Here is a 26,406-nt window from a genome sequence, read left to right as displayed (position 1 = left end):
TGGTATGCAGATGAGCCCGGACGCGGCGAATCAGCCTGGCTGGCGACCCAGCAGCAGGTACTCCATGAGTGCCTTTTGCACATGCATGCGATTTTCGGCCTCGTCCCAGACCACGGATTGCGGCCCGTCGATGACTTCGGCCTCCACTTCCTCGCCGCGGTGGGCAGGCAGGCAGTGCATGAACAGGGCATCGGCCTTGGCCGAGGCCATCATCTCGGCGTCCACGCACCAGTCGGCAAAAGCCTTCTTGCGCGCTTCATTCTCGGCCTCGTAGCCCATGCTGGTCCACACATCGGTGGTGACCAGGTCGGCGCCCTTGCAGGCTTCGAGAGGGTCCTTGAACACCTTGTAGCAGCCGGGATTGACGGGCTTGCCGTTGAAGGCCAGCTGTTCGTCCACCTCGTAGCCGCCGGGCGTGCTGACATGGACCGTGAAGCCCAGCAGATCGGCGGCCTGCAGCCAGGTGTTGGCCATGTTGTTGCCGTCGCCCACCCAGGCTACCACCTTGCCCTTGATCGAGCCGCGGTGCTCGATGAAGGTGAAGATGTCGGCCAGGATCTGACAGGGGTGGAACTCGTTGGTCAGGCCGTTGATGACGGGCACGCGCGAGTACTGGGCAAAGCGCGCTATCTTGTCCTGACCGAAGGTGCGGATCATGACCAGGTCGGTCATGCGGCTGATGACGCGTGCGCTGTCCTCGATGGGCTCGGAACGGCCCAGCTGACTGTCGCCCGTGGTCAGATGGACCACGGAGCCGCCGAGCTGGTACATGCCGGCCTCGAAGCTGACGCGGGTGCGCGTGCTGGCCTTCTCGAAGATCATGGCCATGGTGCGGTCGGTCAGCGTATGGTGCTTTTCGTAACCCTTGAACTTTTTCTTGATCAGGGCGGCGCGTTCCAGCAGGTAGTCGTATTCATCTGCCGTGAAGTCGCTAAATTGCAGGTAATGCTTCATGCGGAATTCCTTGGAGGATCAGGCAGCCAGAATAGCTTGAACCAGGGGCTTGAGCCTGGCGACGATTTCGTCGGCTTCGGCCTTGCTCAGGATCAGCGGTGGCACCAGGCGAATCACGGTGTCGGCGGTCACGCTCAGCAGCAGGCCGGCCTCTGCGGCCTGGCCAATCAGCTCGCCGCAGGGCTTGGTCAGCTCCACGCCAATCATCAGGCCCTGGCCGCGCACTTCGACGAAGCCTTCGAGGCTGCCCAGTTCAGCCTGCAGTTTAGCTTTCAGATATTCGCCCACTTCCGTGGTATGAGCCAGCAGGCCGTCTTCTTCCATGATGCGGATGGTTTCCACGCCGGCACGCATGGACAGCGGGTTGCCGCCAAAGGTGGAGCCATGGTTGCCGGCCTTGAGCACTTCGGCCGCGGCCTTGTGCGCCACCACGGCACCCACGGGCACGCCAGAGCCCAGGCCCTTGGCCAGGGTCATCACATCGGGGGTGATCCCGGCCCATTGGTGGGCAAACCATTTGCCGGTGCGGCCCATGCCGGCCTGCACCTCGTCCATGATCAGCAGCCAGCCATTGGCATCGCACAGCTCGCGCACCTTCTTGAGATAGTCGGCGCGCATGGGGTGCAGGCCGCCTTCGCCCTGGATGGGCTCCATCATGATGGCGACGATATTGGGATTGCCTTCGGTCGCGTCGATCAGGGCTTCGTAGTCATTGGGGGGCACGCGCGTGAAGCCTGCGAGCAGATCGCCAAAGCCGTTACGTACCTTGGGGTTGGCCGTGGCGCTCATGGTGGCGATGGAGCGGCCGTGGAAAGCATGGTCATAGACCACGATCTCGGGCTTGGCAATGCCCTTGTCCACGCCGTATTTGCGGGCGATCTTGATCGCGGCCTCGTTGGCTTCCAGGCCGGTGTTGCAGAAGAACACATTGGTCATGCCCGAGCGCTCGGTCAGCAGCTTGGCCAGGGTTTCCTGGCCGGGCACATGGTAGTAGTTGGAGGTGTGGATCAGCTTGGCAACCTGCTCTTGCAGGGCAGGCACCAGCTTGGGGTGGTTGTGCCCCAGGGTGTTGACGGCGATGCCGCCCAGCGCATCCAGATATTCCTTGCCGTTCACGTCCCAAACGCGGCAGCCCTGGCCGCGCTCCAGCGCGATGGGTACGCGGCCGTAAGTGGGCATAACGTGGGGCGAAGCTGCCTCGATGAAAGCGGTCATTGCAAGAATCTCCTGAGAAGGAAGGTCAACGGTGCACTGCGGCACCTGAAAAATGAGAGCTTTGATTCTAGAGTGCCCGGATAACCCCAACATTGCGGATTGCGCATCGCTGCCATGCAATCAACCTACGCCATTGTGGGGTTGACAGCATGGCTCTTATACAAGAGTTAGAATGCTCGTTTAGGCATGTTGGCGGGGATCCCGCCTGGTTGCCGGATCTTTTTGGCGAATATTTGATGGTTACCCCTTCCAGCAAAGAACTGTTCATCATGGGTATGACCCATGCCGGAAAAACCTTTCGACCCAGCGACTGGGCCGAGCGCTTGGCCGGTGTCATGAGTCAGTTTCGCCCTGGTGGAGCCTGCGCCGGAAGCCATCTGAGCTACTCTCCCTGGTGCGTGCCCACGGTGATGAACGGCACCAAATGCGTGGTCATCAACCGGGATCTGCGTGACTACGAGCCCATGGCCTGGGACTTCTGCCTGAACTTCGCCAAGGACAACGATCTGCAAGTGGCCGAGGCCTGCCTGCTGCCCGACAAGCTGCCAGCCGGCAAGAAGTGATTTTTCAGGTGCCAAGAGGCGCCGCGCAAACGACAAAGGCTTCCACGGGAAGCTTTTTTTGTATCTGTGCGCTGCGGGCCTAGCTCTGCTCTGTCGGGCTGTCCAGCAGCCGTGACCGGCGCCACGGGCCCCAGCGGTAGTAGGTGATGGACAGCAGCATGGATGCCAGGGCGCTGAGCGGAAAGCTCCACCACAGCGCATCCTCCCCCCACAGCGGCTGCAGCCCCCAGGCCAGGGGCAGGCGCAGGCCCCAGAGCGTCAGGGCCAGGATGGCCAGGGGCGCCAGCACCGCACCCGTGGAGCGCACCACGCCGGCCAGCACGCTGCTCACGCCCAGCAGCATGAACGAGCCCAGCACGATGCGGTTGAGGTGGCGTGCAGGCTCCAGGGCCGTGCTGCCCTCTGGCAGGAACAGGGCCAGCACGGATCGGTCGCAGGCCAGGATCAGGGTCACGCAGGCGCCGGTCAGCAGCAGGTGGCAGGCCACGCCGGCACGCGCCGTGCGTGCCACACGCGGCCAGTGGCCGGCGCCCACGTTCTGGGCTGCGATGGTGGTGCAGGCCGAGGCCACGGCAATCGCCGGCATCTGGACATAGGCCCACAGTTGCAGGGCCGCGCCGTAGGCGGCCGAAACCTGGGCGCCATGGGTGTTGATCAGGGCCAACATCAGCACCAGGGAGAGCGAGAGCACCAGCATCTGCAGGCCCATGGGCAGGCCCTTGATGACCAGGCAGCGCAGCAACTCAGGCACAGGCCGCCAATGGCGGCGCTGGCGCCAGCCTACCCACAGCGGCAGGCGCTGCCAGCGCAGCCAGGCCAGCAGGCCCGCAAGGCCGAGGCTGTTGGCCACCAGGGTGGCCAGTGCCGAGCCCGCCATGCCCAGGCCGGGCAGGGGGCCGGCGCCGAAGATGAACAAGGGGTTGAGCAGGGCATCGCCCAGGGCCACGCCCAGCAGGGCCACGAAAGGCGTGCGACTGTCGCCTGTGCCACGCAGCACGGCGGCCACGAAGATCAGCAGCAGCATGGGCGGCAGCGCGAGAAAGAGCACGCGCAGATAGTCCACGGCCAGTGCGGCGGTGGCAGGCTCGGCCCCCATCGCGCCCAGCATGGGGGCGGCCAGCGGCCAGCCCAGGGCGGCCATCAGCAGGGACATGCCCAGAAACAGGCTGGCACTGGTGCCCGTGATGCGGCGGGCCAGGGCCCAGCGGCCCGCCCCCACGGCCTGAGCCACCAGCAGATTGGCGGCCTGGCTGATGCCGAACACCAGAGCGATCAGCGCGAACAGCAGATTGTTGGCATGCACGGCCGCAGACAGTGCGCTCTCGCCCAGATGACGTCCGATCCAGAAGGCATTGACCGAGGTATTGAGCGACTGCAGCACATAGCCGCCCCACAGAGGCAGGGAAAACCGCAGCAGAGCGCGGCCTATCGGTGCATGGGTCAGTGGCTGGTGCATGGATAAAAGGAGGTGGCGGAACCTCAAGCGGCGGGCTCCGCAAGAAAAAGCCCCGCGCGGCACGGGCCGGCGGGGCAGGCACCGGCGGGCCGGTGCGGGGAGAGCGGGGCTTAGAGCGCCTGCATTTCCTTGTTCAGCTGGGTGGGGTTCTGAGGAGCTGCGGCAGGTGCGGGAGCCGCTTCGGCCTTCTTGCCCAGATCGGCAGGGACATCCACATAGGGCAGCTTCAGGGCCGAGCTGGTCATGCGGCGGATCTCGTTGGTATAGGCGGCATCCTCGTTGATCTTGCGGCCGTAGGAGGGCACGATCTGCTGGATGTGGGCCTTCCACTCGGCGCTGGCCATCTGCTCGGGGAAGGACTTCTTGAGCAGGTTCAGCATGATGTGGGGTGCGGTCGAGGCACCGGGCGAGGCACCCAGCAGGGCGGCGATGCTACCGTCTTCCGAACCCACGATTTCGGTGCCGAACTGCAGCACGGCGCCTTTTTCAGGGTCGCGCTTGATGATCTGCACACGCTGGCCGGCGGTGACGAGCTTCCAGTCCTCGCGCTTGGCTTCGGGGAAGTACTGAGCCAGCACGGCCTGACGGTCTGCGTCGGTCAGCTCGGCCTGCTGCATCAGGTACTGGACCAGGTCCAGGTTGTGGATGCCCACGCGCAGCATGCCCATCAGATTGTCATGGGTGACCGAGGAGAACAGGTCCCACCAGGAGCCGTTCTTGAGGAACTTGGTGGTGGCCAGGGCGAAGGGGCCGAACAGCACCACGGGCTTGCCGTCGAGCTGACGGGCGTCCAGATGGGGTACGGACATGGGGGGCGAGCCGGTGGACGCAATGCCATAGGCCTTGACGTCGTGGCGCTTGGCCAGCTCGGGGTTCTCGATGGCCAGGAACTGGCCGCCCACGGGGAAGCCGGCGTAGTTCTTGGATTCGGGGATGCCCGAGGCCTGCAGCAGCTTGAGTGCGGCACCGCCGGCACCGACGAAGACGAACTTGGCCTTGACGGTCTTTTCCTGGCCGCCCTTGGCCAGATCAGCCACGGTCACGTTCCAGGTCTTGTCGGCGTTCTGGCGCAGGGCCGTGACTTCGCTTTGCAGGTGCAGCTGGAAGTTGGGGCCCTTCTGGAGCGAGGCCATCAGCTGCTCGGTCCAGACGCCATGGTTCACGTCGGTGCCCAGGGGCATGTAGGTGGCGGCGATCTTCTGGGCCGGGTCACGGCCTTCGATCATCAGCGGGGCCCACTTCTTGATCTGTGCCTGGTCTTCGGAGTACTCCATGCCGTAGAACAGAGGATTCTGGACCAGGGCTTGCTGGCGCTTCTTGAGGAAGGCAATGTTGTCATCGCCCCAGACGAAGCTCATATGGGGCGTGGCGTTCACGAAAGTCTCGGGCGACTGCAGGTGGCCGCGGCCGACCTGGTGGGCCCAGAACTGGCGCGTCACCTCGAACTGCTCGGCAATGCCCACGGCACGCTTGGTTTCCACGCTGCCGTCGGGCAGCTGGGGCGTGTAGTTGAGCTCGGCAAAGCCGGAGTGGCCGGTGCCGGCGTTGTTCCAGCCGTTGGAGCTTTCCAGGGCCACGCCGTCAAGGCGCTCGAAGACCTCGATCTTCCAGTCGGGCTGCAGCTCCTGCAGGTAGGTGGCCAGCGTCGTGCTCATCACGCCGGCGCCTACCATCACCACATCGACGGGCTGCTCGTTCTCGGCCTTGGGCACGGAGCGAGGAAATATTGGCCAAAACAAAAATAACAGCGCGGCCAGGACCAGGGCCGCGACGGCTCCCAGTCCTGCTTTGATCGACTTTTTCATGACTTTTTCTAGACTTGACTATCAAAAAAGCCTGCGGGCAGGCGGCAGGCTTTTTGCGAAGATACGGGGCAAGTCCTATAAAAGACATGAGACTCCCCGACCTGGGGATTGTCCTAGGGAAGTCAAAAACTGACGCTAATCAATTCGTATTAGGGCGCTTTGTGCTAAAGGAGAGGCGGTTTGCGCATGCGCTGATGAGGCAGTCAACTGTCGAGCGCGGGCAACAAAAAAACCGCCCTAGGGCGGTTTTGATGTTTTTGCTGACAGCGCACCCGTTACAAACGGCAGATGACCGAAGTCATCCGTGCTTGAGGGAGGCTGGTATTAAGCAGCCAGAGCCAGGGTCTTGACCTTGGCGGACAGGCGGCTCTTATCACGAGCTGCCTTGTTCTTGTGGAAGATGCCCTTGTCAGCGATCGCGTCGATCACGGACTGAGCCTTGGCAAACAGTTCAGCTGCCTTGGTCTTGTCGCCGGCCACAACAGCCTTCTCGACATTCTTGACAGCAGTGCGGTACTTGGAACGCAGCGAAGTGTTCGCAGCGTTCAGCTTGACGTTCTGGCGGGCGCGCTTGCGGCCAGAAGCCAGGCGGGGGTTCTTTTTGGCTTTAGTTGCCATGATTATTTCCTTGTGTGTCTGAGGATGATGTCAGCAAAACCGTGGATTGTATCACCCCCTGTGCGGCTTTGCCGCTTCCCCCTTTAAGGGGGACGACATCCTCGCGGCGGGGCGGCCCTTGCTCGATGTCTCTGTGTTGGGCCGTGTCTGGTTTGAGATCGCTGGATTGCTACAGAGTGAAAAGCGCCGCAAATCAGCCTGCAGCGCTTGGCATGAACGCATACACTTCGCTGCGTGTCACTGTTCAAAGCCGCCTCCACCGTATCTCTTCTGACGCTGGCCTCCCGTGTTTCGGGGCTGGTACGCGATCTGCTCATGGCCTCCATGTTCGGCGCCAATGCGCTGACCGATGCCTTCAATGTCGCCTTCAGAATTCCCAATCTCTTTCGCCGTCTGTTCGCCGAGGGTGCTTTCAGTCAGGCCTTTGTGCCGGTGCTGGCCGCGAGCAAGACCCGGGATGGCGAGGAGGCCACGCGCCACCTGATCAGCCATGTCGCGACCCTGCTGTTCTGGGCGCTGCTGGTGGTCTGCGTGCTGGGCGTGATCGGCGCTCCGCTGCTGGTCTGGCTGCTGGCCAGCGGCATGCGCCAGTCGCCCGACGGCTATCACGCCGCCGTGGTGATGACGCGCTGGATGTTCCCCTATATCGGTTTTATGTCGCTGGTGGCGTTGTCGGCAGGCATTCTCAATACCTGGAAGAAGTTCGCGGTATCGGCGGCCACGCCCGTGCTGCTCAATCTCAGCATGATCGTGGCGGCTCTGCTGGGAGCTCCCTGGTTCGAGAAGCAGGGCATAGAGCCCATCTACGCCATGGCTGGCGGCGTGATGCTGGGCGGCGTGCTGCAGCTGGCGGTGCAGATTCCTGCGCTGCGCTCCATGGGGCTGATGCCCAGGATCGGCTTTTCGCCGGCGGCCATTCGCGCAGCCTGGGACGAGGCGGGCGTGCGCCGTATCCTGACGCTGATGGGGCCGGCGCTGCTGGGGGTTGGCGTGGCCCAGGTTTCATTGATGATCAACACCCAGATCGCTTCCTATATGGCGCCCGGCAGCGTGACCTGGCTGTTCTATGCCGACCGGCTGATGGAGTTTCCCACAGCCTTGCTGGGCGTGGCCCTGGGCGTGGTGCTGACGCCGCAGCTGGCGTCGGCCAAGGCGGCCGGTGACGGCGAGCGCTATTCCAATATGCTGGACTGGGGTCTGCGCCTGGTGGTGCTGCTGGCCGTGCCCTGCGCCGTGGGGCTGCTGACCTTTGCCACGCCGCTGGTGGCCACGCTGTTCCATCGCGGTGCCTTGCATGACAGCGATGTGGGGCAGATTGCCCTGGCGCTGATGGGCTACGGCGCCGGCCTGCTGGGTCTGGTGGCCATCAAAGTGCTGGCGCCCGGCTACTACGCCAGCCAGGACATCCGCACACCCGTGAAGATCGCGATCGTGGTGCTGGTGATTACGCAGTTGCTCAATCTGGTGCTGGTGCCCTGGCTCAAGCACACCGGGCTGGCCCTGTCCATCGGCCTGGCCGCGCTGGTCAATGCGACCTGGCTGCTCATCGGCCTGCTGCGCCGCGGCACCTACAAGCCCGGAGCGGGCTGGCTGAAGTTCATCGTGCAGGTGATTGCGGCCAGTGCCTTGCTGGCGGTGCTGCTGCTCTGGGGCAGTCAGCACTTCGACTGGGTGGGCTTGCGCAGCAATGGCTTGCTGCGCGCAGGTCTGCTGGCTGTCATGATGGTCGGTGCCGCCGTGCTTTACTTTGGCGTGCTGATGCTGTCGGGCCTGAATCTGCGTCAATTGCTGCGCCGTTAAAGCTTGAGCTGCTCATGGAAAAGTGAGCGGTCAGCGCAGGTTTTACAGGCGTATCAAGGGGATTTCGCTTGCATGACCTGCCAAGGCGGCTTACAAATCAGCCTATGAGCTGGACGATAGACGAGTACCCCACGGCCCTGCAGTATTTTGCGTCTTTGGTGCAGAGTGATGAAAACTTTGCCTTGATGGAAGCCGCCATCAGCATTGCTCAGGATGCCGAACCTGATCTTGACCTGCAGGCCGTGCTGGCCGAGCTGGACAGGCTGCAGGTGCGTTTGGTGCAACGTCTGGCAGGCGAGGAGGACGGTTTGCGCAAGCTCAGTGCGCTCAACAAGTTCTTCTATGGCGAGCTTGGCTTTGCCGGCAACCTCAACAACTATTACGACCCCGCCAACAGCTATATCCACCATGTGCTTCAGACAAGGCGCGGCATTCCCATCAGCGTGGCGCTGATCTGGCTGGAGCTGGCTGCCGGCATTGGTCTGACGGTGGAAGGCATAGGCTTTCCAGGGCATTTTCTGGTCAAGGTCATGCTGCCGCAGGGGCAGGTGGTGCAGGATCCGTTGACCGGCGACTCCTACTCCGCAAGCGCCTTGGCAGAGCGCCTGCAGCCGTTTCTCGATCAGGCCGGCATTACACCCGATGATGCGCCCCCGCTGGGGCTGTATCTGCAGGCAGCTCATCCGCGCGATGTCGTGGCGCGCATGCTGCGCAATCTGCAGGAGATTCATCAGGTCCAGAAAGACTGGCCCATGCTGGTGGCCGTGCTCAATCGCCTGATCCTGCTGCAGCCCGGCCGCGAGGAGCTGTTCCGGGACCGCGGCATGGCGTATGCCCAATGGGGAGTGATTGAAAGAGCGCTATCGGATCTGGAGCGTTATGCGCCTGCCGCGCAAGGACAGGAGGCCGATTACATCGCCAAAACCATTGCCCGGCTGCGCCGGGCGGGTTGAGCGCCTTGGTGGCAAGCCGCTGGCTTACACCAGTTGTGCGGCTTCCAGCTCTTTCTTGAGATAGGCGTAGAACAGCGGCGCTGCCACCAGACCTGCGGGGCCGAAGACGGACTCGGCCACAAACATCACGGCCAGCAGCTCCCATACGCCCATATGCGTGCGTGTTCCCACTACCTTGGCGTTGATCACGTATTCAGCCTTGTGAATCAGGATCAGGAAGCCCAGGCAGGCGGCAGCAGCTATGGGCGATACGGACAGGCCAACCAGCGTCAGCACGGCATTGCACAGCAAGTTGCCGACGATGGGGATCAGCCCGGCGATGAAAGTCAGCGTGATCAGCGCGGGGGTGTAAGGCAGTTGCAGCTTCCAGATCGGCAATATGGCCAACAGGAAGACGGACGTCAGCAGCGTGTTGAAGGCTGCAATCCAGAACTGGGCGGCCACGATCTGCTTGAAGGCCAAGGCAAAGTGACCGATGCGCTGCTGCAGGGCCAGCACCAGCGGCGGGTGGCGCGTGGCGATGGGGCGAACGGCTGCCAGCGCGCCGATGATCAGGCCTACATAGGCATAGAGCAAGCCAGTGAGCCAGGCTCTGCCTGCCGTGGCCAGCACACCGGCCTTGGCGGCCAGATAGCCGGCCAGCTTGCTTTGAATCTCCTGAGCGCCGTCAGGCAGCTGATCGGCAATGTCCGAAGGTAGTTTCTCTCGCAGCTCCAGCACCGTGGCCGCCAGATAGTCCAGCAGTTCCTTGTACTGGGCGGGGGCTTCGGTGATATAGGTTCGGGTCTGGGAGAGTGCGCCGCTGAGCAGGGCCAGCGGTGCCAGAATCACGATGGTGGTGGCAACCACCTGGGCCCAGCGTGGCAGCTGGTTGCTGGCAAAGGCGCGAGGGTTGGCGCGTGACAGCAGGCGCGACAGCGAGCGGGTAAGCATGAAGCCTACGCACACACACAGCAGGCCGGGGAGTATTCCCTGATGCATGACGAGCAGCAATGCTGCTCCCATCAATATGTAACTGGCCAATATGACCTTGGGCGAAGGGCCCGGTTGCGTAGTGATGGGGGCGGGCAAATGCTGCGTCATTCAGGCTCGGGGTAGAGGGGCTGTGATGAAGATTTGCTTAGCGAACTTCAACGGGCTTGCCGGAGCCGATTTCCGTGATGGCGCCGATGCTGTAGACCTTCTCGCCCAGCTCGGCCAGTGTGGCTGCCGTGGCTTCTGCGTCTTCAGCGGCCACCACAACCACCATGCCGATACCGTTGTTGAACGTGCGGTTCATCTCGATGTCGTCAATGCCGGCGGTTTTTTGCAGCCAGGCGAACAGCTCGGTCTGGGGCCAGCTGCCAGCCTTCAGATGGGCAGCGGTGCCTTCGGGCAGCACGCGGGGGATGTTTTCCAGCAGGCCGCCGCCGGTGATGTGGGCCAGGGCCTTGATGGGGTGCTTGTCCAGTGCTGCCAGCACGTTCTTCACATACAAACGGGTGGGCTCCATGATGGCAGCCTTGAAGGGCTTGCCGTCCAGAGTCTCGGGCACGCTGCCCTGGGCCTCGGCGCGCTCTATGCACTTGCGCACCAGGGAGAAGCCGTTGGAGTGCACGCCGTGCGAAGCCAGGCCCAGCACCACGTCGCCGGGCTTGACGTTCTGGCCGCTGAGGATCTTGGACTTTTCGACCGCACCGACGGCAAAGCCGGCCAGATCGTATTCGCCATCGGGGTACATGCCGGGCATCTCGGCGGTTTCACCACCGATCAGCGCGCAGCCGGACAGCTCGCAGCCCTTGGCGATACCGCCCACCACGGCAGCGGCCGTGTCCACATGCAGCTTGCCGCAGGCGAAGTAATCGAGGAAGAACAGGGGCTCGGCGCCCTGCACCAGCACATCGTTCACACTCATGGCCACCAGGTCGATGCCCACGGTGTCGTGCATATTCCACTCGAAAGCCAGCTTGAGCTTGGTGCCCACGCCGTCGGTGCCGGACACCAGCACGGGTTCCTTGTAGCGCTTGGGCACTTCGAACAGGGCGCCGAAGCCGCCGATGCCGGCCATCACGCCTTCGCGCATGGTTTTCTTGGCCAGGGGCTTGATGCGTTCGACCAGGGCGTCGCCTGCGTCGATGTCAACACCGGCGTCTTTGTAGGAAATGGGGGTAGAGGAGGATGCGGAAGAGCTCATCGATGGATCCGGTGCGGGGGCGCCCTGCTGGGCGGAAACCCCGGGATTCTACGGCGCTTGCCCGTGCAGCGGGGGCGCCCGGACATGCGTCAAAGGGTTTTGCTGGAGCATTCATGGCCTGACTACAACAACGGCAGTAGGCAAAATCAGCCTGAAGCCGCTCGGGGGCTGCGAGTGCAGACTAAAATTGGTGCTTTTGTTACCGAGTGATCACGCTAGGGCATATTGCAGGGCCTGATCTAGTGCGCGTCCGGGCCTTTGTATCTTCCACCATTGATGCTGATGAATCTCCTGCCAGATTTCGCCGCATGGGCTGTTGAATGCCCAGGAAAGGGGGCGCTGCGCGTATGTCGCAGATGAAGCAGCTGGCTCTGGATATCAGCATGGCGCCCGGCCCGACGCTTGCGCGTTTCTTCGTCGGCCCGAATGCCGCGCTGATTGATCATCTGCGTCACTGGGTGGGCGACGGTCAGCTGCAGCAGTCGCGCACGCCTGTACCCACCTATCTCTGGGGAGAGGCCGGGTCCGGCAAGAGTCATTTGCTCAAGGCGGTGCGTGAAGCTTTGCGTGAGCAAGGCGCGATGGTGGGCTGGATGGATGCATCCACACCGTTCCCGCCCGAGTTCGACGAGCGCTGGGCCGCCGTGCTCATGGACGATGTGGATATCTACACCCCGTTCCAGCAGGCGCGTGCCTTCAACTGGTTCGTGAATGCCACCAGCCCCGCCACCGGCCTGCCGCGCTGGGTGCTGGCTGCGGGTCAGTTGCCGGTGGCCGATCTCAAGATGCGTGAGGACCTGCGCACCCGCCTTGGCTGGGGTCACGTCTATCAGCTGCATCTGCTCGACGAGTCGGCGCGGCGTGCCGTGCTGCGTCAGGAAGCCGATGCCCGTGGCGTGTTTCTGAGCGACGAAGTGATGGATTACATGCTCAGACGCTTTTCTCGCGATCTGGGCTCGCTGATGCAGCTGCTGGACATGCTGGACGGTTTTGCCTTGCGCAACAAGCGCGCCATCACCATCCCGCTGCTCAAGACCATGCTGGAAACCGAGTGAGGCCTCAGGCCACGCTCCCCGCTTTGGCCATGCCACAGCACTTTTTGTTGGATTTGAATGTCGACTTCTGAATTGGCTATCAAGCCCAGGCTGGCCCTGTTTGACCTGGACCATACGCTGCTGCCTCTGGACTCCGACCATGGCTGGGGCGAGTTCTCCATTGCCATCGGCTGGTGCGACCGCGAGGAGTTCGGGCGCCAGAACGATGCCTTTTTTGACGACTATCTGGCCGGCCGTCTCAACATCCCCGACTATGTGCGTTTTGCCACGGCTGCCGTGGTGCAGCGCGGCGAGGCTGCGGCCACGGCTGCGCACCAGCGTTTCATGGACGAAGTGATTCGCCCCGCCATGAAGCCTGCCGCCCTGGCATTGGTGCAGCAGCACCTGGATGCGGGCGATACCGTGGTCATCACCTCGGCCACCAACGAGTTTGTGACGCGTCCCATCGCCCATGCCTTCGGCGTGCAGCACCTGCTGGCAACCGAGCTGGTGCGTGATGGCAGTGGCTGGTTCACCGGCGAGATCGCCGGCACTCCCAATATGCGCGAGGGCAAGGTCGTGCGCATGACCGAATGGCTGACCCAGCGCGGCCTGCGCTGGGAGGACGTCGAGGCGACCTTCTACAGCGACTCCATGAACGATGTGCCCCTGCTTGAAAAAGTGGATCACCCGGTGGCCACCAACCCCGATGCGCGCTTGCGTGCCCTGGCCGAGGAACGCGGCTGGCGCATCGTGGACCTATTTAGCGAAGCACCATGATCAAGACCATTATTGACAAGCTGCTGGGCAAGGCGCCCGCAGCCCCCCGCTCGCGCAAGCCAAAGTTCGGCAAGCGTGAGGAAGTGCCGGTTCAGGTGCATGGCATAGACCCGAACCTGGTGGACCGTCGCGCCATCGACGTGGTGCAGACGCTCAAGCGCTCGGGCCACGAGGCCTACATCGTCGGCGGCGCCGTGCGCGACCTGCTGCTGGGTCTGCGTCCCAAGGACTTCGACGTGGCCACCGATGCCACGCCCGAACAGGTCAAGAACCTGTTTCGCCGCGCCTTCATCATCGGCAAGCGTTTTCGCATCGTGCACGTGGTCTATGGCCGCGGCCGCGAAAACGAAGTCATCGAGGTGTCCACCTTCCGTGCCTTTCTGGACAACAGCGCGGCCGAGCAGGTCAGCGGCAATGAACGTACCAGCAAGAATCAGCTGGCTGGGCTGAAGCATGCCGTGGATGCCAGCGGCCGCGTGCTGCGCGACAACGTCTGGGGCCCGCAGGACCAGGATGCCACGCGCCGCGACTTCACCATCAACGCCATGTACTACGACCCCGAGACACAGATCGTGGTCGACTATCACGGCGGCATTGCGGACGCCAAGAAGAAGGTGCTGCGCATGATCGGCGATCCGGCCACGCGCTATCGCGAAGACCCGGTGCGCATCATTCGTGCCGTGCGCTTTGCCGCCAAGCTCAGCAGCAAGGGCTTCAAGCTCGAAGCCAAGACCGCCAAGCCTCTGGTCGAGTGCGAGCCGCTGCTGCAGGAAGTGCCGCAAAGCCGCTTGTTCGACGAAATGCTCAAGCTGCTGCAGACCGGTCACGCGCTGGCCTCGGTGGCACAGCTCAAGGAACTGGGTCTGTCGCGCGGCATCTATCCGCTGCTGGACGTGGTCATGGAGCGTGCCGACCATCCCTTCGTGCAGGCCGCACTGATGGACACCGACCGCCGCGTGGCCGAAGGCAAGCCCGTGGCGCCCAGCTTCCTGCTGGCCTGCGTGCTGTGGCAGGACGTCAAGCAGGGCTGGGAAAAGCGTCTGGCCAAGAGCTATCACCCTTTTCCTGCACTGCAGGAGTCGATTGACGAGGTGTTCGATCAGCGTATCGGCGATGTCTCGGGCCGGGGCAAGCTGGCTGCCGATATGCGCGAGATCTGGGTCATGCAGCCGCGCTTTGACAAGCGCACCGGAGCCACTCCGCACTCCATGGTGGCGCAGCCGCGCTTCCGTGCCGGTTTTGACTTCATGCGCTTGCGTGCCGATATCGGCGAGGTCGAGGAAAGCCTGGCCAGCTGGTGGCAGGAGTTCCAGCAGGCCGACGATGCCCAGCGCGATGACCTGATTGCCCAGGCCCGCGACGAGCAGCGCGCCCGCCAGCGTGCCCAGCAGCAGACGGCTCCCAAGGTGCATCGCGTGGCCAAGAAAAAAGCCGAAGGCGAGCAGGACAGCCCGCTGGATCAGGTGGCCGCAGAAGGCGATGCCGCCGCTCCCAAAAAGCGCCGCCGCCGTCGCCGCAAACCATCCGCCGGTGCGGCTCCAGCCGCCGGTGGTGATGAGTAAACCGGTGGCGCTGGCGGCCGACACGGTTGCCGTCGGTCTCGGGGCCAATCTGGGCGATGCACGCCGGACCTTGTCCTGGGCTGTGGCGGCGATGGCCGGGCTGGCCCGGACCGAGCTGCTGGCCGTGTCCTCGCTCTACAGCAGCAAACCCATTGATTCGTCCGGGCCTGACTATCTGAATGCAGTGGCGTTGCTGCGCACCGAACAGGAACCGCTGGATCTGCTGCATGCGCTGCAGGCGATCGAGCAGCAGGCCGGACGCGAGCGTCCCTACCGCAATGCACCCCGCACGCTGGATCTGGATATCGAGTTATGGGGTGATCGGCAGTCGCAGGCTCCCGAGCTGATCCTTCCCCACCCGCGCATGTGGCAGCGAGCCTTTGTGCTGCTGCCGCTGGCCGAAATTGCGCCTGGAAGCGTCAGCACCGAGCAATTGCAGGCCGTGGCAGACCAGGGCATAGCACGCAGCCTGGCCCAGGGCTGGTGGATAGAGCAGTCAGCGTAGTTCTGATTTGATAGCTTCTCGCACTTGCCTGGAAAGCGATTGAGGCTGAAACTACATGAAAAAGCCCCGGAGCCGTCAGGCTGCCGGGGCTTTTTCATCAGCGCCAGGGTCCGTCAGTCGACCTTGGCGCCGGAGGCCTTGACGATAGGCTGGTACTTGGCGCGCTCGGCGGCCATGAACTTGTCGAATTCGGCGGGCGTGGAGCCCACGGGTTCGGCCATCAGTGCGTTGAAGCGGGTCTTGGTTTCCGGTGCTTGCAGGGCATCATTGAAGGCCTTGCTCAGCTTGTCCAGCACGGGCTTGGGGGTGCCGGCCGGGGCAACCAGTCCCCACCAGGTGTCGATGGCAAAACCAGGGTAGCTCTTGGACAGCGCGGGCACGCCGGGCAGCAGCGGTGTGGCGTTGAGCGAAGTCACAGCCAGAGCCACCAGCTTGCCGCTCTTGATATTGGGCGCGGCCGCAGCCAGGTTGTCGATATTGAAGTCCACCTCGCCAGACAGCAAGGCCAGCTGGGCGGGGTTGGCGCCACGGTAAGGCACGTGCAGTGCAAAGATGCCGGCCTTTTGCTTGAGCATCTCGCCTGCCAGATGGCCTGCAGAGCCATTGCCGCCGCTGCCGTAGTTGAGCTTGCCGGGATGGCTCTTGGCGTAGGCGATCAGATCGGCCACGCTATGGATCTTGAGCTGCTCGGCCTTGGCGGCATTCATCACCAGCACATTGGGCACGCGCACCATCTGGGTGATGCCCGCAAAGTCCTTGCCCGCGTCATAAGGCATCTTGGTATAGAGCCAGGGGTTGACGGCATGGGTGGCCGTGGCGGCCAGGCCTATGGTCAGGCCGTCGGGCTGGGCCTTGGCAATGGCATCGGCGCCGATATTGCCGCCGGCACCGGCCTTGTTGTCGATGATGACGACGCCCAGGGAATCGCGCACCCGCTCTGCCAGCGCGCGCGAGGTGATGTCCAGCGGACCACCGGGCGCATAGGGCACGATCAGACGGATGGGTTCTTGGGCCTGGGAGAGGGGAGAGGCCAAGGCAGCAACGGCCGCCATGACCGAGAGAAGGCTGTTTCTACGGTTCATAGAGCTCTATTGTGCAAAAAATTGCAGCGGCTCTGGAACTGGCGGTTACTTGTGCAAGAAAATTGCGCGTAAACCCTGATGCGGCATGGAATGCATCGGGGTTTTCGCAAAACAGCGTTCTTACTTGTCCGCTTCGGAGGTAAAGGCGTCGGCGTAGAACTCTTCGGCTGGTAGCGCGCGTTCGCTGGTATACGCGGTGCGGGCCGAATCCACGACGATGGGGGCACCGCAGGCATAGACCTGGTAGCCGGACAGGTCGGCAAAGTCGTCCAGAACGGCCTGGTGGACAAAGCCGGTACGGCCCGTCCAGGCATCTTCGGCCAGGGCGTCGGAGATCACGGGCACATACCTGAATTGGGGCATGGCGGCCGTGTGCTCGGCAATCCAGCTGGCGTCATACAGGTCGGTGGGGCGGCGGCCACCCCAGTACAGCGTGACGGGGCGGTTGATGCCCTTGTGGAGCATATGCTCGATCAGTGCCTTGATAGGGGCAAAGCCCGTGCCCGAGGCAAGCAGGATGATGGGCTTGTCCGAGTCCTCGCGCAGGAAGAAGCTGCCGAACGGGCCCTCCACACGCAGGATTTCCTTTTCCTTCATGCCGCCGAAGACATGATCGGTGAACTTGCCGCCTTCCATGTGACGGATATGCAGCTCGATGCCGGGCGCCGTCTCCTGCACATGGGGCGCGGTGGCCATGGAGTAGGCTCGGCGGGCACCGTCGCGCAGTATGAACTCCACATACTGGCCGGCGTGGTAGCGGAACTTCTCGCTGGCCGGCAGCTGCAGGCGCACCTGCATCACGTCATGCGACTTCTTCTCGAGCGCGGCCACGCGCACGGGCATCTTCTTGATGGGGAAGGAGCTGGCGTCCGTGACCTGGCGTGACTCCAGCACCACATCGCTGTGAGGCGTGGCGCAGCAGGTCAGCACATAGCCGCCAGCTTCCTCTTCGGCTGTCAGAGCTTTGTCCGAGTGCGTACCGTGGCTGACTTCGCCGCTGAGCTTCTTGCACTTGCAGGAGCCGCAGGCACCGTCCTTGCAGCCATAAGGCAGGCCGACGCCGGTGCGAATGGCCGCGGCCAGAATGGTTTCAGCGCCCTGAGTGGCAAAAGCACGTCCGCTGGGCTGGACGGTAATTTCAAACGAAGCGTGGGCAATCTCGGTCATGACGTTTTGGTTATCCTTGAAGGCGTATCCGGCAGCCTTTTTTGTCGGCGCTGCTGCTGTCGCAGCAACGCCAGTGGCTCCTTAGAACTTGTACGCAGCAGGTCCCGATTTTGCCCTCAAACCAAAGCCCATTGGGCGCGCTGCCAGCGCGCTTTCGTCGTGAACGTCTATTGATCGTCGGCCTCGGCGATGTGGGTCAGCGCGTGTCCCGATTGCTGGCCACTTCAGGCCGCGGCAGGCAGGCAGTCCAGGTGCTGGCCTTGAGCCGCAATCCGGAGCGGGCCGAGCAACTGCATGCCCAGGCCGTGAGGCCTTTGTGGGGGGATCTGGATGATCCGGCCAGCCTGCGCAGGCTGGCCGGTATCGCGACGCGGGTGCTGCATCTGGCTCCGCCACCGGCACCGGCTGCCGGGGATGAGCGCTGGTGGCTCGACACCCGCAGCACGGCGCTGCTGCGGGCGCTGCGCCTGCGCAGCCTGCCGCGCAGCCTGGTCTATGCATCGACCTCTGGCGTTTATGGCGACTGCAAGGGGCAGTGGGTGAGCGAAACCCGATTCGTCGCGCCGACGACTGCCAGAGCGCAGCGCCGCGTGAATGCCGAGCTCGCGGTGCGCTTTGCCGGTCGCTCGGGTCTGCGGACCAGCATCTTGCGCATTCCCGGCATCTACGCCCCCGATCGTGAGGGCGGAACGCCCCGCGCCCGGCTGCAGCGAGGCACGGCCGTGCTGCAGGCCGACGACGACGTCTATACCAACCATATTCATGCCGACGATCTGGCACGTGCCTGCCTGCTCGCCTTGTGGCGCGGCAAGGCGCAGCGCATCTATCACGCCAGCGACGACACGCAGCTGAAGATGGGGGATTACTTCGATCTGGCGGCCGATCTCTACGGCCTGGCCCGCCCGCCGCGCATTTCGCGCGAGCAGGCGCAGACAGAACTGCCTGCGAGCCTGCTGAGTTTCATGAGCGAGTCGCGGCGACTGTCGAATCAGCGGCTCAAGCATGAATTGCGACTCAGGCTACGCTATCCCACGGTGACCGAGGGCCTGCAAAGCTAGGCAGGGCAAAAAGCACGGCCCTCAAAAAATCGCGGGACCAGGCAATGGGCAGCAAGCAAGTAAGCAAGCGTCGCCACGCAGCGAAGCTGTTGTCCCCAGGGGGAAGGCGCACAGCGCCTCAGGGGGATTACGGTATCGGATGAACGCCGCCGCGGTTGTCATAGCAGCGGAAGACATTGCAGTTGACGATCTTGGCGGGCGGCTGCGATGGCGTGGGACGTGCCGGCGGGTAGCGGTTGGGATGGCCATAGCCCCACTGCGGGCGGTTGATGGCATTGGGCTGCAGCGCCCGGCTTTGCTGCAGCTGCTGGTAGGCAGCTGCGCCCAGGCAGCTCATCTCCATCTGGGCCTGGGCCGCCTGGCTGCGCTCTCCCCAGGTGGCTGGGTCGGGGCTGGCTTCGGCCAGTATCGCGTTGTAGCGCTCGCGGGCCTGGCGGCAGGCGGGCGTGTTTTCCAGATTGGCCCCGGCCCGGGCCTGGGCTCTGTCTGCGGCCTCGCGTTCCTTGCGCTCCTGCTCTTCACGCTGACGGCGCTGGGCATCGTCGCGCGCCATCTGGGCCTTGCTGCGCTCCCGCGCCTGGCTGGCATTGGCACGCTCGGCCGCAATTTCCTCGGCGCTTTGTGCCGCCTGAATCTGCGTGCTCATTTCGCCCGAGATGCAGCGGCCATTGGTATAGGTCACCTCGCCGGTCTTGGCATCGACACAGCGCATGACCTGAGCCTGGGCCGAGCCTGCGATCAGCGCCCAGCCCAGCAGCAAGCCCAGCGGCAGCTTGCGCATGGTGACGGCGGGAGATAGGGGCTCTGGCATGACCGCTCCTTCAAAGGCGTTTGAGTGCCTGCAAATTATGAGGTGGCGGCAGGAAAAGCAGAAGCGGTGCCGTGCTGCAGCATCCGGTCAGCGCCAGTCACCGCGAGGAGGAAAGCCCTGTTGCTGACCTTCGCGCTGGCGTTGCTGCTGGCGCTGATCGCGGTCTTGCTGCTGGCGGTCGCGGGCCTGTTGCTGGCGATCGCGTTCGGCCTGCATGCGGTCACGCTCGCGTTGCTGCGATTGCTGTTGCTGCTCGCGCTCCTGCTGGCGGCGCATCTGGTCCTGATCGCGACGATTCTGAGACTGCTGACGATCCCATTCGCGACGCTGCTGATCCCGGTCGCGTTCCATCTGACGTTGCCATTGCTCGCGATCGCGCATGTTCTGGGCGCGATCGCGTTCCAGCTCGCGCTGGCGCTCCCATTGACGGCGCTCACGTTCGCGCCATGCCCAGTCATTGCGGTCCTGGCCCTGGTACACAGGGTAGGCGGGATAGGCCGGATAGGCGGGCTGGGTGCTGTAGATGGTGGTGGAGCCATAGCTGCCACCGTAGCCGCCGCCATAGCCAGAGTCATACTCGCCGGGAACCGCGCAGGCTGTGCACAGCACGGCCAAAGCCCCCATGCTGGCCCAGCGTGTGGAGGTGGACATCAATGCCTGCAGGGATGGTTTCATGGCGTGTCTGGTGAGGTGTGGGGGCGCAATGCCCTGTGCTCTTAACGTCCGGCGGCTATTCCAGGTTGACTTCACGACGCTGTATGCTCATCAAATGAGAGCTCGTTTCGCTTTGTGGCTGTGCGTTAAGGGTGGTTTTTTCTTGATTTTTCAGATTGACACCATAGTGACCCTTTTGCCAAAAGCGCTGCCAAAGCGTCGCTAGAATGACTTCGTCTTGTGGTGAATCCAGGTTCACCGCAAAGCAGCGTTCTCAGGGCGGGGTGCAATTCCCCACCGGCGGTATCTGTGGCAATGCCTTGCATTGACTGCAGCAGCCCGCGAGCGCCTGCAGTCTCGCCAGAGCCAGCAGGGTCAGCAGATCTGGTGAGATGCCAGAGCCGACGGTCATAGTCCGGATGAAAGAGATCGCGCAGCATCGGTCCGTGATGCAGCTGTCGCTGCCGCATGGGCGGGTGTATTAGCGCACGCCCTGATTCATTGGAATTTTCTGGAAATACCACCATGAATCAGACCCCCATCTCCATGAACTTTGCCACTCACGCGACTTCCGAGGGTACGCCCTGGAAGGCTGTGGCCGGCCGCAGCCGCATTGCCATCATCAGCGCCAGCTGGCACACCGAAGTGGTCTACCAGGCCCGCGATGCGGCCCAGGCCGAACTCCAGGCACAGGGCGTGCAGGCAGGCAACATCACACATTTCAGCGTGCCCGGTGCCTTTGAAATCCCGCTGCTGGCCAAGAAGCTGGCGCAAAGCGGTCGTTTCGATGCAGTGATCGCCACGGCACTGATCGTCAACGGCGGCATCTATCGCCACGAATTCGTGACCACGGCCGTGATCGACGGCCTGATGCGCGTGCAGATGGACTCCGAAGTGCCCGTGTTCTCCGCCGTGCTGACGCCGCGCGACTTTCACGAGCATGGCGATCATGTGGAGTTCTTCCGCCAGCACTTCGTGAAGAAGGGCGTGGAAGTGGCCCATGCCTGCCTGAGCACGCTGGACCAGCATGCCAAGGTGGATGCGCTCCTGCAGGCCAAGGCTGCCTGAGCGGCAGGTGTCGATGAAGGAACGCCCCAGTCTGGGGCGTTTTTCTTTGGCGCTGCTGCCATTTCGCGAGCAAGGGCGTGCGGCGGGTTTTTCCAGCACAGCCCGGGGCGCTTGCCGATCCCTGAAAACACTGATTGTTGTGCCGGTGTAGCACTCGCTGCACCTATGTGATTGCCTCATTGCCAATTGCCTGTCGCGGGGCATAAGGTTGCGTCTTGTCTCAACCGAGTGGAGTGCGCAATGAAGAATTTTGGCAAGTTGTGTATCGCGACAGTCGTAGCAGGTATGGCAGGGGGCGTGATGGCCCAGGAGCAGATCATCAAGATCGGCCATATCGGCCCGACCTCCGGCCCTCAGGCTCACTTCGGCAAGGACGATGAAAACGGCGTGCGCATGGCCATTGAGGACCTGAACGCCAAGGGCATGGAAATCGGCGGCAAGAAGGTCAAGTTCGTGCTGGTGGCCGAAGACGATGTGGCCGATCCCAAGCAGGGCACGGCAGCTTCGCAAAAACTGTGCGATGACAAGGTGGCCGGTGCAGTGGCCTTTGTGAACTCCGGTGTGGCGATTCCTTCTTCCAAGGTCTTCCAGGACTGCGGCATTCCCATGATCACGGGCGCTGCGACCAATCCCGACCTGACCAAGCCCGGCTGGAACACCACCTACCGCGTGATTGCCAACGACAACGCCCTGGGTGCGGCGCTGGCCAGCTATGCGGCCAAGAATCTCAAGCTCAAGAACGTGGCCGTGATCGACGACCGCACGGCCTACGGCCAGGGCCTGGCCAATGTGTTCAAGAAGGATGCCGCAAAGCACGGCATCAAGATCGTGGCCAACGAGTTCACCAACGACAAGGCCACGGACTTCATGGCCATTCTGACCTCCATCAAGGCCAAGAAACCCGATGCCATCTTCTACGGCGGCATGTACGGCCAGGCCGGCCCCATGCTGCGCCAGATGGCCCAGCTGGGCATGAACGACGTCAAGATGTTCGGCGGTGACGGCATTTGCGTGACCGAGCTGGCCAAGGTGGCTGCCGGCGCCAAGCCGCTGGAGAACGTGGTCTGCGCCGATGGCGGAGCCTCCATTGCCAAGATGCCTGGCGGCACGGAGTGGAAGAAGCGCTATGACGCCAAGTATCCCGGCCAGTTCCAGGTCTACAGCCCCTATTTCTATGACGGCACCATGCTGCTGGCCGACGCCATGAAGCGTGCCAATTCATGGGACCCCAAGGTCTATATCCCCTTCCTGCAGAAGTCCGACTATTCGGGTGTGACCTCCAAGATCCAGTTCGAGAAGAATGGCGAGATGAAGAACCCCAGCTATACGCTGAGCCGCTATGTGAACGGCAACAAGATGCCTATCGACCTGAACTGATTGCCTTGAGTGCACCGGGCCATGTGGTGTGGCCTGTTTTGCAAAGCCTGCGGATGCCTCGCATTTGCAGGCTTTTTTGCTTTCGGCCTTTGGGGCAGGCATGGATGGTTGCTGGCTGGGGCATTGCACGCGAAAGGATTGCGCTAGCTCTGCATGCCCCGGAGCTGCGCAAAATACTGGCGCAGCACCTCGATGGCCTCGCGCACCTTGGCGGGCAGGCTGTCGCGGCTGGCGGTGACAGCCCAGATATCCAGCATGCCCATATCCCAGTCAGGTAGCAGGCGCACTAGGCTGCCCGTCTCCAGACTTGCCGCCACGTCATGGGCCGAGAGCAGGGCAAGCCCCAGGCCCGCTTCGCAGAACTGCTGCACCGCGCCGCGATGGTTGCTGACCATGAGCGGCCGCACCTGCAGCCGGTACTCCTGCGCCGTGCCCTGCTGACGCCACAGAAAGTCGGCCTGAGGATCGTCACTGCGGCTCATGTCCAGCCAAGGCAGATGTGCCAGCTCGCTGGGGTGTCGAGGCGTGCTGCCGTTGGCCTTGATCCAATGCGGCGAGGCGCAGAGCACGGTGGCGCTGCGTCCCAGGTGGCGGGCCACCCAGCTGGAATCCTGCAGATTACCGAAGCGCAGCGCCAGATCCACGCGCGCCTGGATCAGGTCTATGGGAGCGTCATCCATCAGCAGGCGCAGCCGTAGCTCAGGGTGCATGGACAGCCACTTGCCCAGCGCCGGGGCCGCATGCTGGGTAAAGCCGGCCGGGGCGGCCAGACGCAGCTCGCCGCTGGGGCGCTGATGCTCGGCGGCCAGCTCGGCGCGGGCTCGGCTGGCGGCCTCGCACATGGCGGCGCACTGTATGTAGAAGCGCTGGCCGGCATCCGTCAGCGTGAGCTGGCGCGTGGAGCGGTGCAGCAGCGTCAAGTCAGCATCGTGCTCCAGCTGACGGATATGCTGGCTGACCGCCGAGGGCGTCATGTCGAGCTGGCGGGCGGCTGCGCTCATGCTGCCGCGCTCCACCACGGCGGCAAAAATGGCCATGCGTCTGAAATCTTCCATGGGGCTATTTTGAAGTGCTACTTCAAGGTCATGGTGGCTGAAAGGGGTTTTTCTCGCAATTAATGCCGATTAATCTTTAGCCCTGTTGAAGATACAAGGAGTTTTTCATGAAAGTTGCATTGATTGGCGCCACGGGTTTTGTCGGTGCCGGATTGCTGGATGAGTTGCTGCGTCGCGGTCATGAAGTCGTGGCCCTGGTACGCAAGCCCGAGGCCGCTGCAGCGCGCGAACATGTGCAGTTCGTCAAGGCTGACGTGCTCAATGCCGACGAGGTGCAGCGCGCCGTGACCGGCTGCGATGCCGTGGTCAGCGCCTATAACGCAGGCTGGAGCAATCCCAATATCTATGACGATTTCATGCAGGGATCGCGTGCCATCGTGCAAGGTGTCAAGGCTGCGGGCATCAAGCGTTATCTGGTCGTGGGCGGAGCCGGCAGTCTGTATGTGAATGGTCAGCAACTAGTGGATTCGCCCGATTTTCCGGCCTTCATCAAGCCCGGCGCCTCGGCGGCGCGCGACATGTTTGCCGAGCTGCAAAAGGAGGCCGCTCTGGACTGGACCATGCTGAGCCCGGCCGTGGGCTTCCATGGCGGCTCCGATGCGCAGTCCAGGGGGCGAACCGGTCAGTACCGCACGGGCAAGGATGAACCTTTGGTGCAGGCTGATGGTCAGCCTGGCGATATTTCGGTGCAGGATCTGGCCGTGGCGCTGATCGATACACTGGAGCAGGGCCTCCATGTGCGTGAGCGCTTCACGGTGGCCTATTGATTCTGCGGCAGCTTGGGTCTGCGCTTTACCTGGGGCGCAAGCGCCCGGGGCACTTGAGCTGCCGCGGATGGCGGTGCGTGTCTGCATAAGGTAAGCGCGAGCGCTATCCGGCAGTTGTTTCTATAGTGGTGCTTTCAGCGACGGAAACGCCCATGAGTTCACAGTCGTCACTGCGCACTGCGGTCAAGGCCATGGCCGTGTTCGAGGCCACCAAAGGCGTTGCGGCGCTATTGGGGTTGTGGGGCGTGCTGAGTCTGCTGCACCATGATATCCACCGGCTGGTGCTGGAGTTGATCGGCCATATGGGCCTGTCGCCTCAGCAACGCTATCCGGCCCTGCTGCTGCACGCCGCAGATGCCCTCAACGTCACGCCCGTCAGTACATTGGTGTTGCTCGGCTGTCTCTATGCGGCTGTGCGCTTCATCGAGGCCTGGGGGCTGTGGCGGGACAAGGCCTGGGGGGAGTGGTTCGGCGTACTGGCCAGCACCGTGTACCTGCCGTTTGAGCTGCTCCATCTGCTGCATCGCAGCAGTTGGCAGGCGATGCTGGTGCTGGCCTTCAATATTGCACTGGTTCTGGTGCTGCTGGCCAGGCTCATTCAGAAGCGCAGGCAGGTCCTCGTCCCTGCAACGGCTGCGGAATAAGCGGACCGCACGCCCTATTTGACGCATGGGCGCGCACAATTCGGTCTTTATGCTGCGTTGCAGCAAGCTGCAAATTCATGACAGAGCCCCTAGCCTCTCCGATCTCCACCTCGATATCTCCTGCCCGATCCCCCGCCCAGGCCTGGCTCAGCGTGATTGCGCTGGCGCTGGGCGCTTTTGTCTTCAACACCAGCGAGTTCGTGCCCGTCGGTCTGCTCAGCAGCATTGGCGCCAGTTTCGGGATGCAGGTGGAGCAGGTGGGGCTGATGCTCACCATTTATGCCTGGGTGGTGGCGCTGGCCTCGCTGCCCTTCATGCTGCTTACACGCAAGATGGAGCGGCGCAAGCTGCTGATGGGCGTGTTCGCGGTGTTCGTGCTCAGCCATCTGCTCTCGGGTGTGGCCTGGAGCTATGCGTCCCTGCTCATCAGCCGTATCGGCATTGCGCTGTCGCATGCGGTGTTCTGGTCCATCACGGCGTCGCTGGCCGTGCGGGTGGCGCCTCCGGGCAAGAAGGCCATGGCGCTGAGCCTGCTGGCCACAGGTACTTCCGTGGCCATGGTGCTGGGTATTCCGCTGGGCCGCATCGTGGGTGAATGGCTGGGCTGGCGCATGACGTTTCTGGCCATTGGCGCGGTGGCGGCGGCGGTGATGCTGGTGCTGGGCAAGCTGTTGCCTCGGCTGCCCAGCGAGAACGCAGGCTCCCTGTCCAGTGTGCCCATGCTGTTCAGGCGCCCGGCCCTGGTTGGCATCTATGTGCTGCTGGTGCTGGTGATTACCGGCCAGTTCACGGCCTACAGCTATATCGAGCCTTTTGTGCAGGACATTGCCGGCCACGCCGGCGATGTGACCACGGCCGTGCTGCTGCTGTATGGCGGCATGGGCATTGTGGGCAGCGTGCTGTTCGGCTGGTTTGGTCTGCGCTTTCCGCGCGGCTTTCTGCTGGCGTCCATCGGCGTGCTGGCGCTGAGTCTGTTGCTGCTGGTCATGAGCAGCACGCATGTCTGGAGCCTGTATCTGCAAAGCTCGGTCTGGGGCATTGCCATGATCTGCTTTGCACTGTCCATGCAGTCCAAGGTGCTGAATCTGGCGCCCGATGCCACCGATGTGGCCATGTCCATGTTCTCGGGCATTTTCAATATCGGCATTGGCGGCGGCGCACTGCTGGGCAGCATCGTCAGCCAGCAATGGGGCATGACGCATATCGGCCTGGTGGGAGGCCTGCTGATTGCCATGGGCGGCGCGCTCTGGTTGTTCATGATGCTCAAGCTGGCCGACAGCTTCCGTTTGAAGTCCTAGTTTTGTA

Annotated in this window: 25 protein-coding genes and 1 riboswitch; of the genes, 13 read left to right on the top strand and 12 right to left on the bottom strand. The window is 63.1% G+C overall.

Features of this window, described 5'->3' with window-relative positions; translation table 11 throughout:
* Positions 1 to 30: 30 nt before the first annotated feature.
* Positions 31 to 954 carry an ornithine carbamoyltransferase gene (gene argF / locus CTR2_RS21075; RefSeq protein WP_087081256.1) on the bottom strand — a complete coding sequence of 308 codons (924 nt, stop codon included), beginning with the start codon at positions 952 to 954 and terminating at the stop codon, positions 31 to 33.
* Between the two features lie 18 nt (positions 955 to 972).
* Positions 973 to 2,169 carry an aspartate aminotransferase family protein gene (locus tag CTR2_RS21070; RefSeq protein ID WP_087081257.1) on the bottom strand — a complete coding sequence of 399 codons (1,197 nt, stop codon included), beginning with the start codon at positions 2,167 to 2,169 and terminating at the stop codon, positions 973 to 975.
* A gap of 236 nt (positions 2,170 to 2,405) precedes the next feature.
* Between CTR2_RS21070 and CTR2_RS21065 the strand changes: the two genes are divergently transcribed.
* The gene (locus tag CTR2_RS21065) at positions 2,406 to 2,732 is read left to right on the top strand and encodes a DUF3579 domain-containing protein (RefSeq protein WP_003052588.1); all 327 of its coding nucleotides are present in this window, start codon (positions 2,406 to 2,408) and stop codon (positions 2,730 to 2,732) included.
* A 79-nt stretch (positions 2,733 to 2,811) separates the two neighbouring features.
* Here the strand turns inward: CTR2_RS21065 and CTR2_RS21060 are convergent, their stop codons facing one another.
* From CTR2_RS21060 to rpsT, 3 genes are all read right to left on the bottom strand, one after another.
* On the bottom strand, positions 2,812 to 4,188 hold the full coding sequence (locus tag CTR2_RS21060; protein WP_087081259.1) for an MATE family efflux transporter: 1,377 nt from the start codon (positions 4,186 to 4,188) through the stop codon (positions 2,812 to 2,814).
* Between the two features lie 110 nt (positions 4,189 to 4,298).
* Positions 4,299 to 5,993, bottom strand: a complete 1,695-nt coding sequence (gene mqo, locus CTR2_RS21055; RefSeq protein WP_087081261.1) for a malate dehydrogenase (quinone) — start codon at positions 5,991 to 5,993, stop codon at positions 4,299 to 4,301.
* A 324-nt stretch (positions 5,994 to 6,317) separates the two neighbouring features.
* Positions 6,318 to 6,611: a 30S ribosomal protein S20 gene (rpsT, locus tag CTR2_RS21050; RefSeq protein WP_003052598.1), complete on the bottom strand. Its 294-nt coding sequence runs from the start codon at positions 6,609 to 6,611 to the stop codon at positions 6,318 to 6,320.
* A gap of 234 nt (positions 6,612 to 6,845) precedes the next feature.
* Between rpsT and murJ the strand changes: the two genes are divergently transcribed.
* Both murJ and CTR2_RS21040 read left to right on the top strand, forming a co-directional pair.
* Complete coding sequence (gene murJ / locus CTR2_RS21045) at positions 6,846 to 8,411, top strand: murein biosynthesis integral membrane protein MurJ (protein WP_087081263.1); 1,566 nt, start codon at positions 6,846 to 6,848, stop codon at positions 8,409 to 8,411.
* Between the two features lie 104 nt (positions 8,412 to 8,515).
* Positions 8,516 to 9,364, top strand: a complete 849-nt coding sequence (locus tag CTR2_RS21040) for a SirB1 family protein (RefSeq protein ID WP_087081265.1) — start codon at positions 8,516 to 8,518, stop codon at positions 9,362 to 9,364.
* Positions 9,365 to 9,388: 24 nt separating this feature from the next.
* On the opposite strand, the gene CTR2_RS21035 is transcribed toward CTR2_RS21040, so the two are convergent.
* Positions 9,389 to 10,447 (bottom strand): AI-2E family transporter, encoded by a 1,059-nt coding sequence (locus tag CTR2_RS21035; protein ID WP_087081267.1) that lies wholly within the window; start codon positions 10,445 to 10,447, stop codon positions 9,389 to 9,391.
* Between the two features lie 37 nt (positions 10,448 to 10,484).
* A complete protein-coding gene (gene purM, locus CTR2_RS21030; protein ID WP_034380447.1) occupies positions 10,485 to 11,537 on the bottom strand; it encodes a phosphoribosylformylglycinamidine cyclo-ligase in 1,053 nt (350 codons plus the stop codon).
* A gap of 356 nt (positions 11,538 to 11,893) precedes the next feature.
* Here purM and hda point away from each other — a divergent pair, with 356 nt between their 5' ends.
* Genes hda through folK form a run of 4 tightly spaced genes read left to right on the top strand, consistent with a single transcriptional unit; the run spans position 11,894 to position 15,418 of the window.
* Positions 11,894 to 12,592, top strand: a complete 699-nt coding sequence (gene hda, locus CTR2_RS21025) for a DnaA regulatory inactivator Hda (RefSeq protein ID WP_003070849.1) — start codon at positions 11,894 to 11,896, stop codon at positions 12,590 to 12,592.
* 57 nt (positions 12,593 to 12,649) lie between these two features.
* On the top strand, positions 12,650 to 13,351 hold the full coding sequence (locus tag CTR2_RS21020) for an HAD family hydrolase (protein WP_087081269.1): 702 nt from the start codon (positions 12,650 to 12,652) through the stop codon (positions 13,349 to 13,351).
* Positions 13,348 to 14,913: a polynucleotide adenylyltransferase PcnB gene (gene pcnB / locus CTR2_RS21015; RefSeq protein WP_087081271.1), complete on the top strand. Its 1,566-nt coding sequence runs from the start codon at positions 13,348 to 13,350 to the stop codon at positions 14,911 to 14,913. Before CTR2_RS21020 ends, pcnB begins: the two co-directional genes overlap by 4 nt.
* Positions 14,906 to 15,418 carry a 2-amino-4-hydroxy-6-hydroxymethyldihydropteridine diphosphokinase gene (folK, locus tag CTR2_RS21010; protein WP_087081273.1) on the top strand — a complete coding sequence of 171 codons (513 nt, stop codon included), beginning with the start codon at positions 14,906 to 14,908 and terminating at the stop codon, positions 15,416 to 15,418. Before pcnB ends, folK begins: the two co-directional genes overlap by 8 nt.
* 113 nt (positions 15,419 to 15,531) lie before the next feature.
* On the opposite strand, the gene CTR2_RS21005 is transcribed toward folK, so the two are convergent.
* Positions 15,532 to 16,500, bottom strand: a complete 969-nt coding sequence (locus CTR2_RS21005) for a Bug family tripartite tricarboxylate transporter substrate binding protein (protein WP_238707746.1) — start codon at positions 16,498 to 16,500, stop codon at positions 15,532 to 15,534.
* 120 nt (positions 16,501 to 16,620) lie between these two features.
* Positions 16,621 to 17,667, bottom strand: coding sequence for a CDP-6-deoxy-delta-3,4-glucoseen reductase (locus tag CTR2_RS21000; RefSeq protein WP_087081277.1), 1,047 nt, complete (start codon positions 17,665 to 17,667; stop codon positions 16,621 to 16,623).
* A gap of 170 nt (positions 17,668 to 17,837) precedes the next feature.
* Between CTR2_RS21000 and CTR2_RS20995 the strand changes: the two genes are divergently transcribed.
* Positions 17,838 to 18,725: an NAD-dependent epimerase/dehydratase family protein gene (locus CTR2_RS20995; RefSeq protein ID WP_087084479.1), complete on the top strand. Its 888-nt coding sequence runs from the start codon at positions 17,838 to 17,840 to the stop codon at positions 18,723 to 18,725.
* 127 nt (positions 18,726 to 18,852) lie between these two features.
* On the opposite strand, the gene CTR2_RS20990 is transcribed toward CTR2_RS20995, so the two are convergent.
* A complete protein-coding gene (locus CTR2_RS20990; protein ID WP_087081279.1) occupies positions 18,853 to 19,536 on the bottom strand; it encodes a DUF4124 domain-containing protein in 684 nt (227 codons plus the stop codon).
* 87 nt (positions 19,537 to 19,623) lie between these two features.
* Entirely contained in the window at positions 19,624 to 20,211 is a 588-nt protein-coding gene (locus CTR2_RS20985; RefSeq protein WP_087081281.1) for a hypothetical protein, read from the bottom strand.
* 245 nt (positions 20,212 to 20,456) lie between these two features.
* Positions 20,457 to 20,625, top strand: a riboswitch (FMN riboswitch).
* A 90-nt stretch (positions 20,626 to 20,715) separates the two neighbouring features.
* Here CTR2_RS20985 and CTR2_RS20980 point away from each other — a divergent pair.
* Complete coding sequence (locus tag CTR2_RS20980) at positions 20,716 to 21,258, top strand: 6,7-dimethyl-8-ribityllumazine synthase (RefSeq protein ID WP_087081285.1); 543 nt, start codon at positions 20,716 to 20,718, stop codon at positions 21,256 to 21,258.
* 240 nt (positions 21,259 to 21,498) lie between these two features.
* Positions 21,499 to 22,635, top strand: a complete 1,137-nt coding sequence (locus tag CTR2_RS20975; RefSeq protein WP_087081287.1) for a branched-chain amino acid ABC transporter substrate-binding protein — start codon at positions 21,499 to 21,501, stop codon at positions 22,633 to 22,635.
* Between the two features lie 143 nt (positions 22,636 to 22,778).
* Here the strand turns inward: CTR2_RS20975 and CTR2_RS20970 are convergent, their stop codons facing one another.
* Positions 22,779 to 23,690, bottom strand: coding sequence for a LysR family transcriptional regulator (locus CTR2_RS20970; RefSeq protein ID WP_087081289.1), 912 nt, complete (start codon positions 23,688 to 23,690; stop codon positions 22,779 to 22,781).
* A gap of 107 nt (positions 23,691 to 23,797) precedes the next feature.
* On the opposite strand from CTR2_RS20970, the gene CTR2_RS20965 reads away from it, so the two are divergent.
* The 3 genes from CTR2_RS20965 (at position 23,798) to CTR2_RS20955 (ending at position 26,399) form a co-directional block, all read left to right on the top strand.
* On the top strand, positions 23,798 to 24,457 hold the full coding sequence (locus CTR2_RS20965; protein WP_087081291.1) for an NAD(P)-dependent oxidoreductase: 660 nt from the start codon (positions 23,798 to 23,800) through the stop codon (positions 24,455 to 24,457).
* 152 nt (positions 24,458 to 24,609) lie between these two features.
* On the top strand, positions 24,610 to 25,101 hold the full coding sequence (locus tag CTR2_RS20960; RefSeq protein ID WP_087081293.1) for a DUF2127 domain-containing protein: 492 nt from the start codon (positions 24,610 to 24,612) through the stop codon (positions 25,099 to 25,101).
* A 77-nt stretch (positions 25,102 to 25,178) separates the two neighbouring features.
* A complete protein-coding gene (locus CTR2_RS20955; protein WP_087081295.1) occupies positions 25,179 to 26,399 on the top strand; it encodes a sugar transporter in 1,221 nt (406 codons plus the stop codon).
* Positions 26,400 to 26,406: the final 7 nt, after the last annotated feature.

It is taken from the genome of Comamonas thiooxydans (genome assembly GCF_002157685.2).
In the GTDB taxonomy this organism is placed as follows: Bacteria; Pseudomonadota; Gammaproteobacteria; order Burkholderiales; family Burkholderiaceae_C; genus Comamonas; species Comamonas testosteroni_H.
The sequence above is the reverse complement of the archived record's forward strand: the minus strand, read 5'-3'. Positions and strand labels throughout refer to the sequence as shown.

Excerpts from the sequence above, each read along its gene's own strand:
- CTR2_RS20975 (WP_087081287.1), top strand. The coding sequence starts at position 21,499 with ATGAAGAATTTTGGCAAGTTGTGTATCGCGACAGTCGTAGCAGGTATG.
- rpsT (WP_003052598.1), bottom strand. The coding sequence starts at position 6,611 with ATGGCAACTAAAGCCAAAAAGAACCCCCGCCTGGCTTCTGGCCGCAAG.
- CTR2_RS21000 (WP_087081277.1), bottom strand. The coding sequence starts at position 17,667 with ATGACCGAGATTGCCCACGCTTCGTTTGAAATTACCGTCCAGCCCAGC.
- CTR2_RS21035 (WP_087081267.1), bottom strand. The coding sequence starts at position 10,447 with ATGACGCAGCATTTGCCCGCCCCCATCACTACGCAACCGGGCCCTTCG.
- CTR2_RS20970 (WP_087081289.1), bottom strand. The coding sequence starts at position 23,690 with ATGGAAGATTTCAGACGCATGGCCATTTTTGCCGCCGTGGTGGAGCGC.
- CTR2_RS20955 (WP_087081295.1), top strand. The coding sequence starts at position 25,179 with ATGACAGAGCCCCTAGCCTCTCCGATCTCCACCTCGATATCTCCTGCC.
- mqo (WP_087081261.1), bottom strand. The coding sequence starts at position 5,993 with ATGAAAAAGTCGATCAAAGCAGGACTGGGAGCCGTCGCGGCCCTGGTC.
- CTR2_RS21060 (WP_087081259.1), bottom strand. The coding sequence starts at position 4,188 with ATGCACCAGCCACTGACCCATGCACCGATAGGCCGCGCTCTGCTGCGG.
- folK (WP_087081273.1), top strand. The coding sequence starts at position 14,906 with ATGAGTAAACCGGTGGCGCTGGCGGCCGACACGGTTGCCGTCGGTCTC.
- CTR2_RS21020 (WP_087081269.1), top strand. The coding sequence starts at position 12,650 with ATGTCGACTTCTGAATTGGCTATCAAGCCCAGGCTGGCCCTGTTTGAC.
- pcnB (WP_087081271.1), top strand. The coding sequence starts at position 13,348 with ATGATCAAGACCATTATTGACAAGCTGCTGGGCAAGGCGCCCGCAGCC.
- CTR2_RS21065 (WP_003052588.1), top strand. The coding sequence starts at position 2,406 with ATGGTTACCCCTTCCAGCAAAGAACTGTTCATCATGGGTATGACCCAT.
- CTR2_RS20960 (WP_087081293.1), top strand. The coding sequence starts at position 24,610 with ATGAGTTCACAGTCGTCACTGCGCACTGCGGTCAAGGCCATGGCCGTG.
- CTR2_RS21005 (WP_238707746.1), bottom strand. The coding sequence starts at position 16,500 with ATGAACCGTAGAAACAGCCTTCTCTCGGTCATGGCGGCCGTTGCTGCC.
- hda (WP_003070849.1), top strand. The coding sequence starts at position 11,894 with ATGAAGCAGCTGGCTCTGGATATCAGCATGGCGCCCGGCCCGACGCTT.
- CTR2_RS21040 (WP_087081265.1), top strand. The coding sequence starts at position 8,516 with ATGAGCTGGACGATAGACGAGTACCCCACGGCCCTGCAGTATTTTGCG.
- CTR2_RS20985 (WP_087081281.1), bottom strand. The coding sequence starts at position 20,211 with ATGAAACCATCCCTGCAGGCATTGATGTCCACCTCCACACGCTGGGCC.
- CTR2_RS20990 (WP_087081279.1), bottom strand. The coding sequence starts at position 19,536 with ATGCCAGAGCCCCTATCTCCCGCCGTCACCATGCGCAAGCTGCCGCTG.
- CTR2_RS20980 (WP_087081285.1), top strand. The coding sequence starts at position 20,716 with ATGAATCAGACCCCCATCTCCATGAACTTTGCCACTCACGCGACTTCC.
- argF (WP_087081256.1), bottom strand. The coding sequence starts at position 954 with ATGAAGCATTACCTGCAATTTAGCGACTTCACGGCAGATGAATACGAC.
- CTR2_RS20965 (WP_087081291.1), top strand. The coding sequence starts at position 23,798 with ATGAAAGTTGCATTGATTGGCGCCACGGGTTTTGTCGGTGCCGGATTG.
- purM (WP_034380447.1), bottom strand. The coding sequence starts at position 11,537 with ATGAGCTCTTCCGCATCCTCCTCTACCCCCATTTCCTACAAAGACGCC.
- CTR2_RS21070 (WP_087081257.1), bottom strand. The coding sequence starts at position 2,169 with ATGACCGCTTTCATCGAGGCAGCTTCGCCCCACGTTATGCCCACTTAC.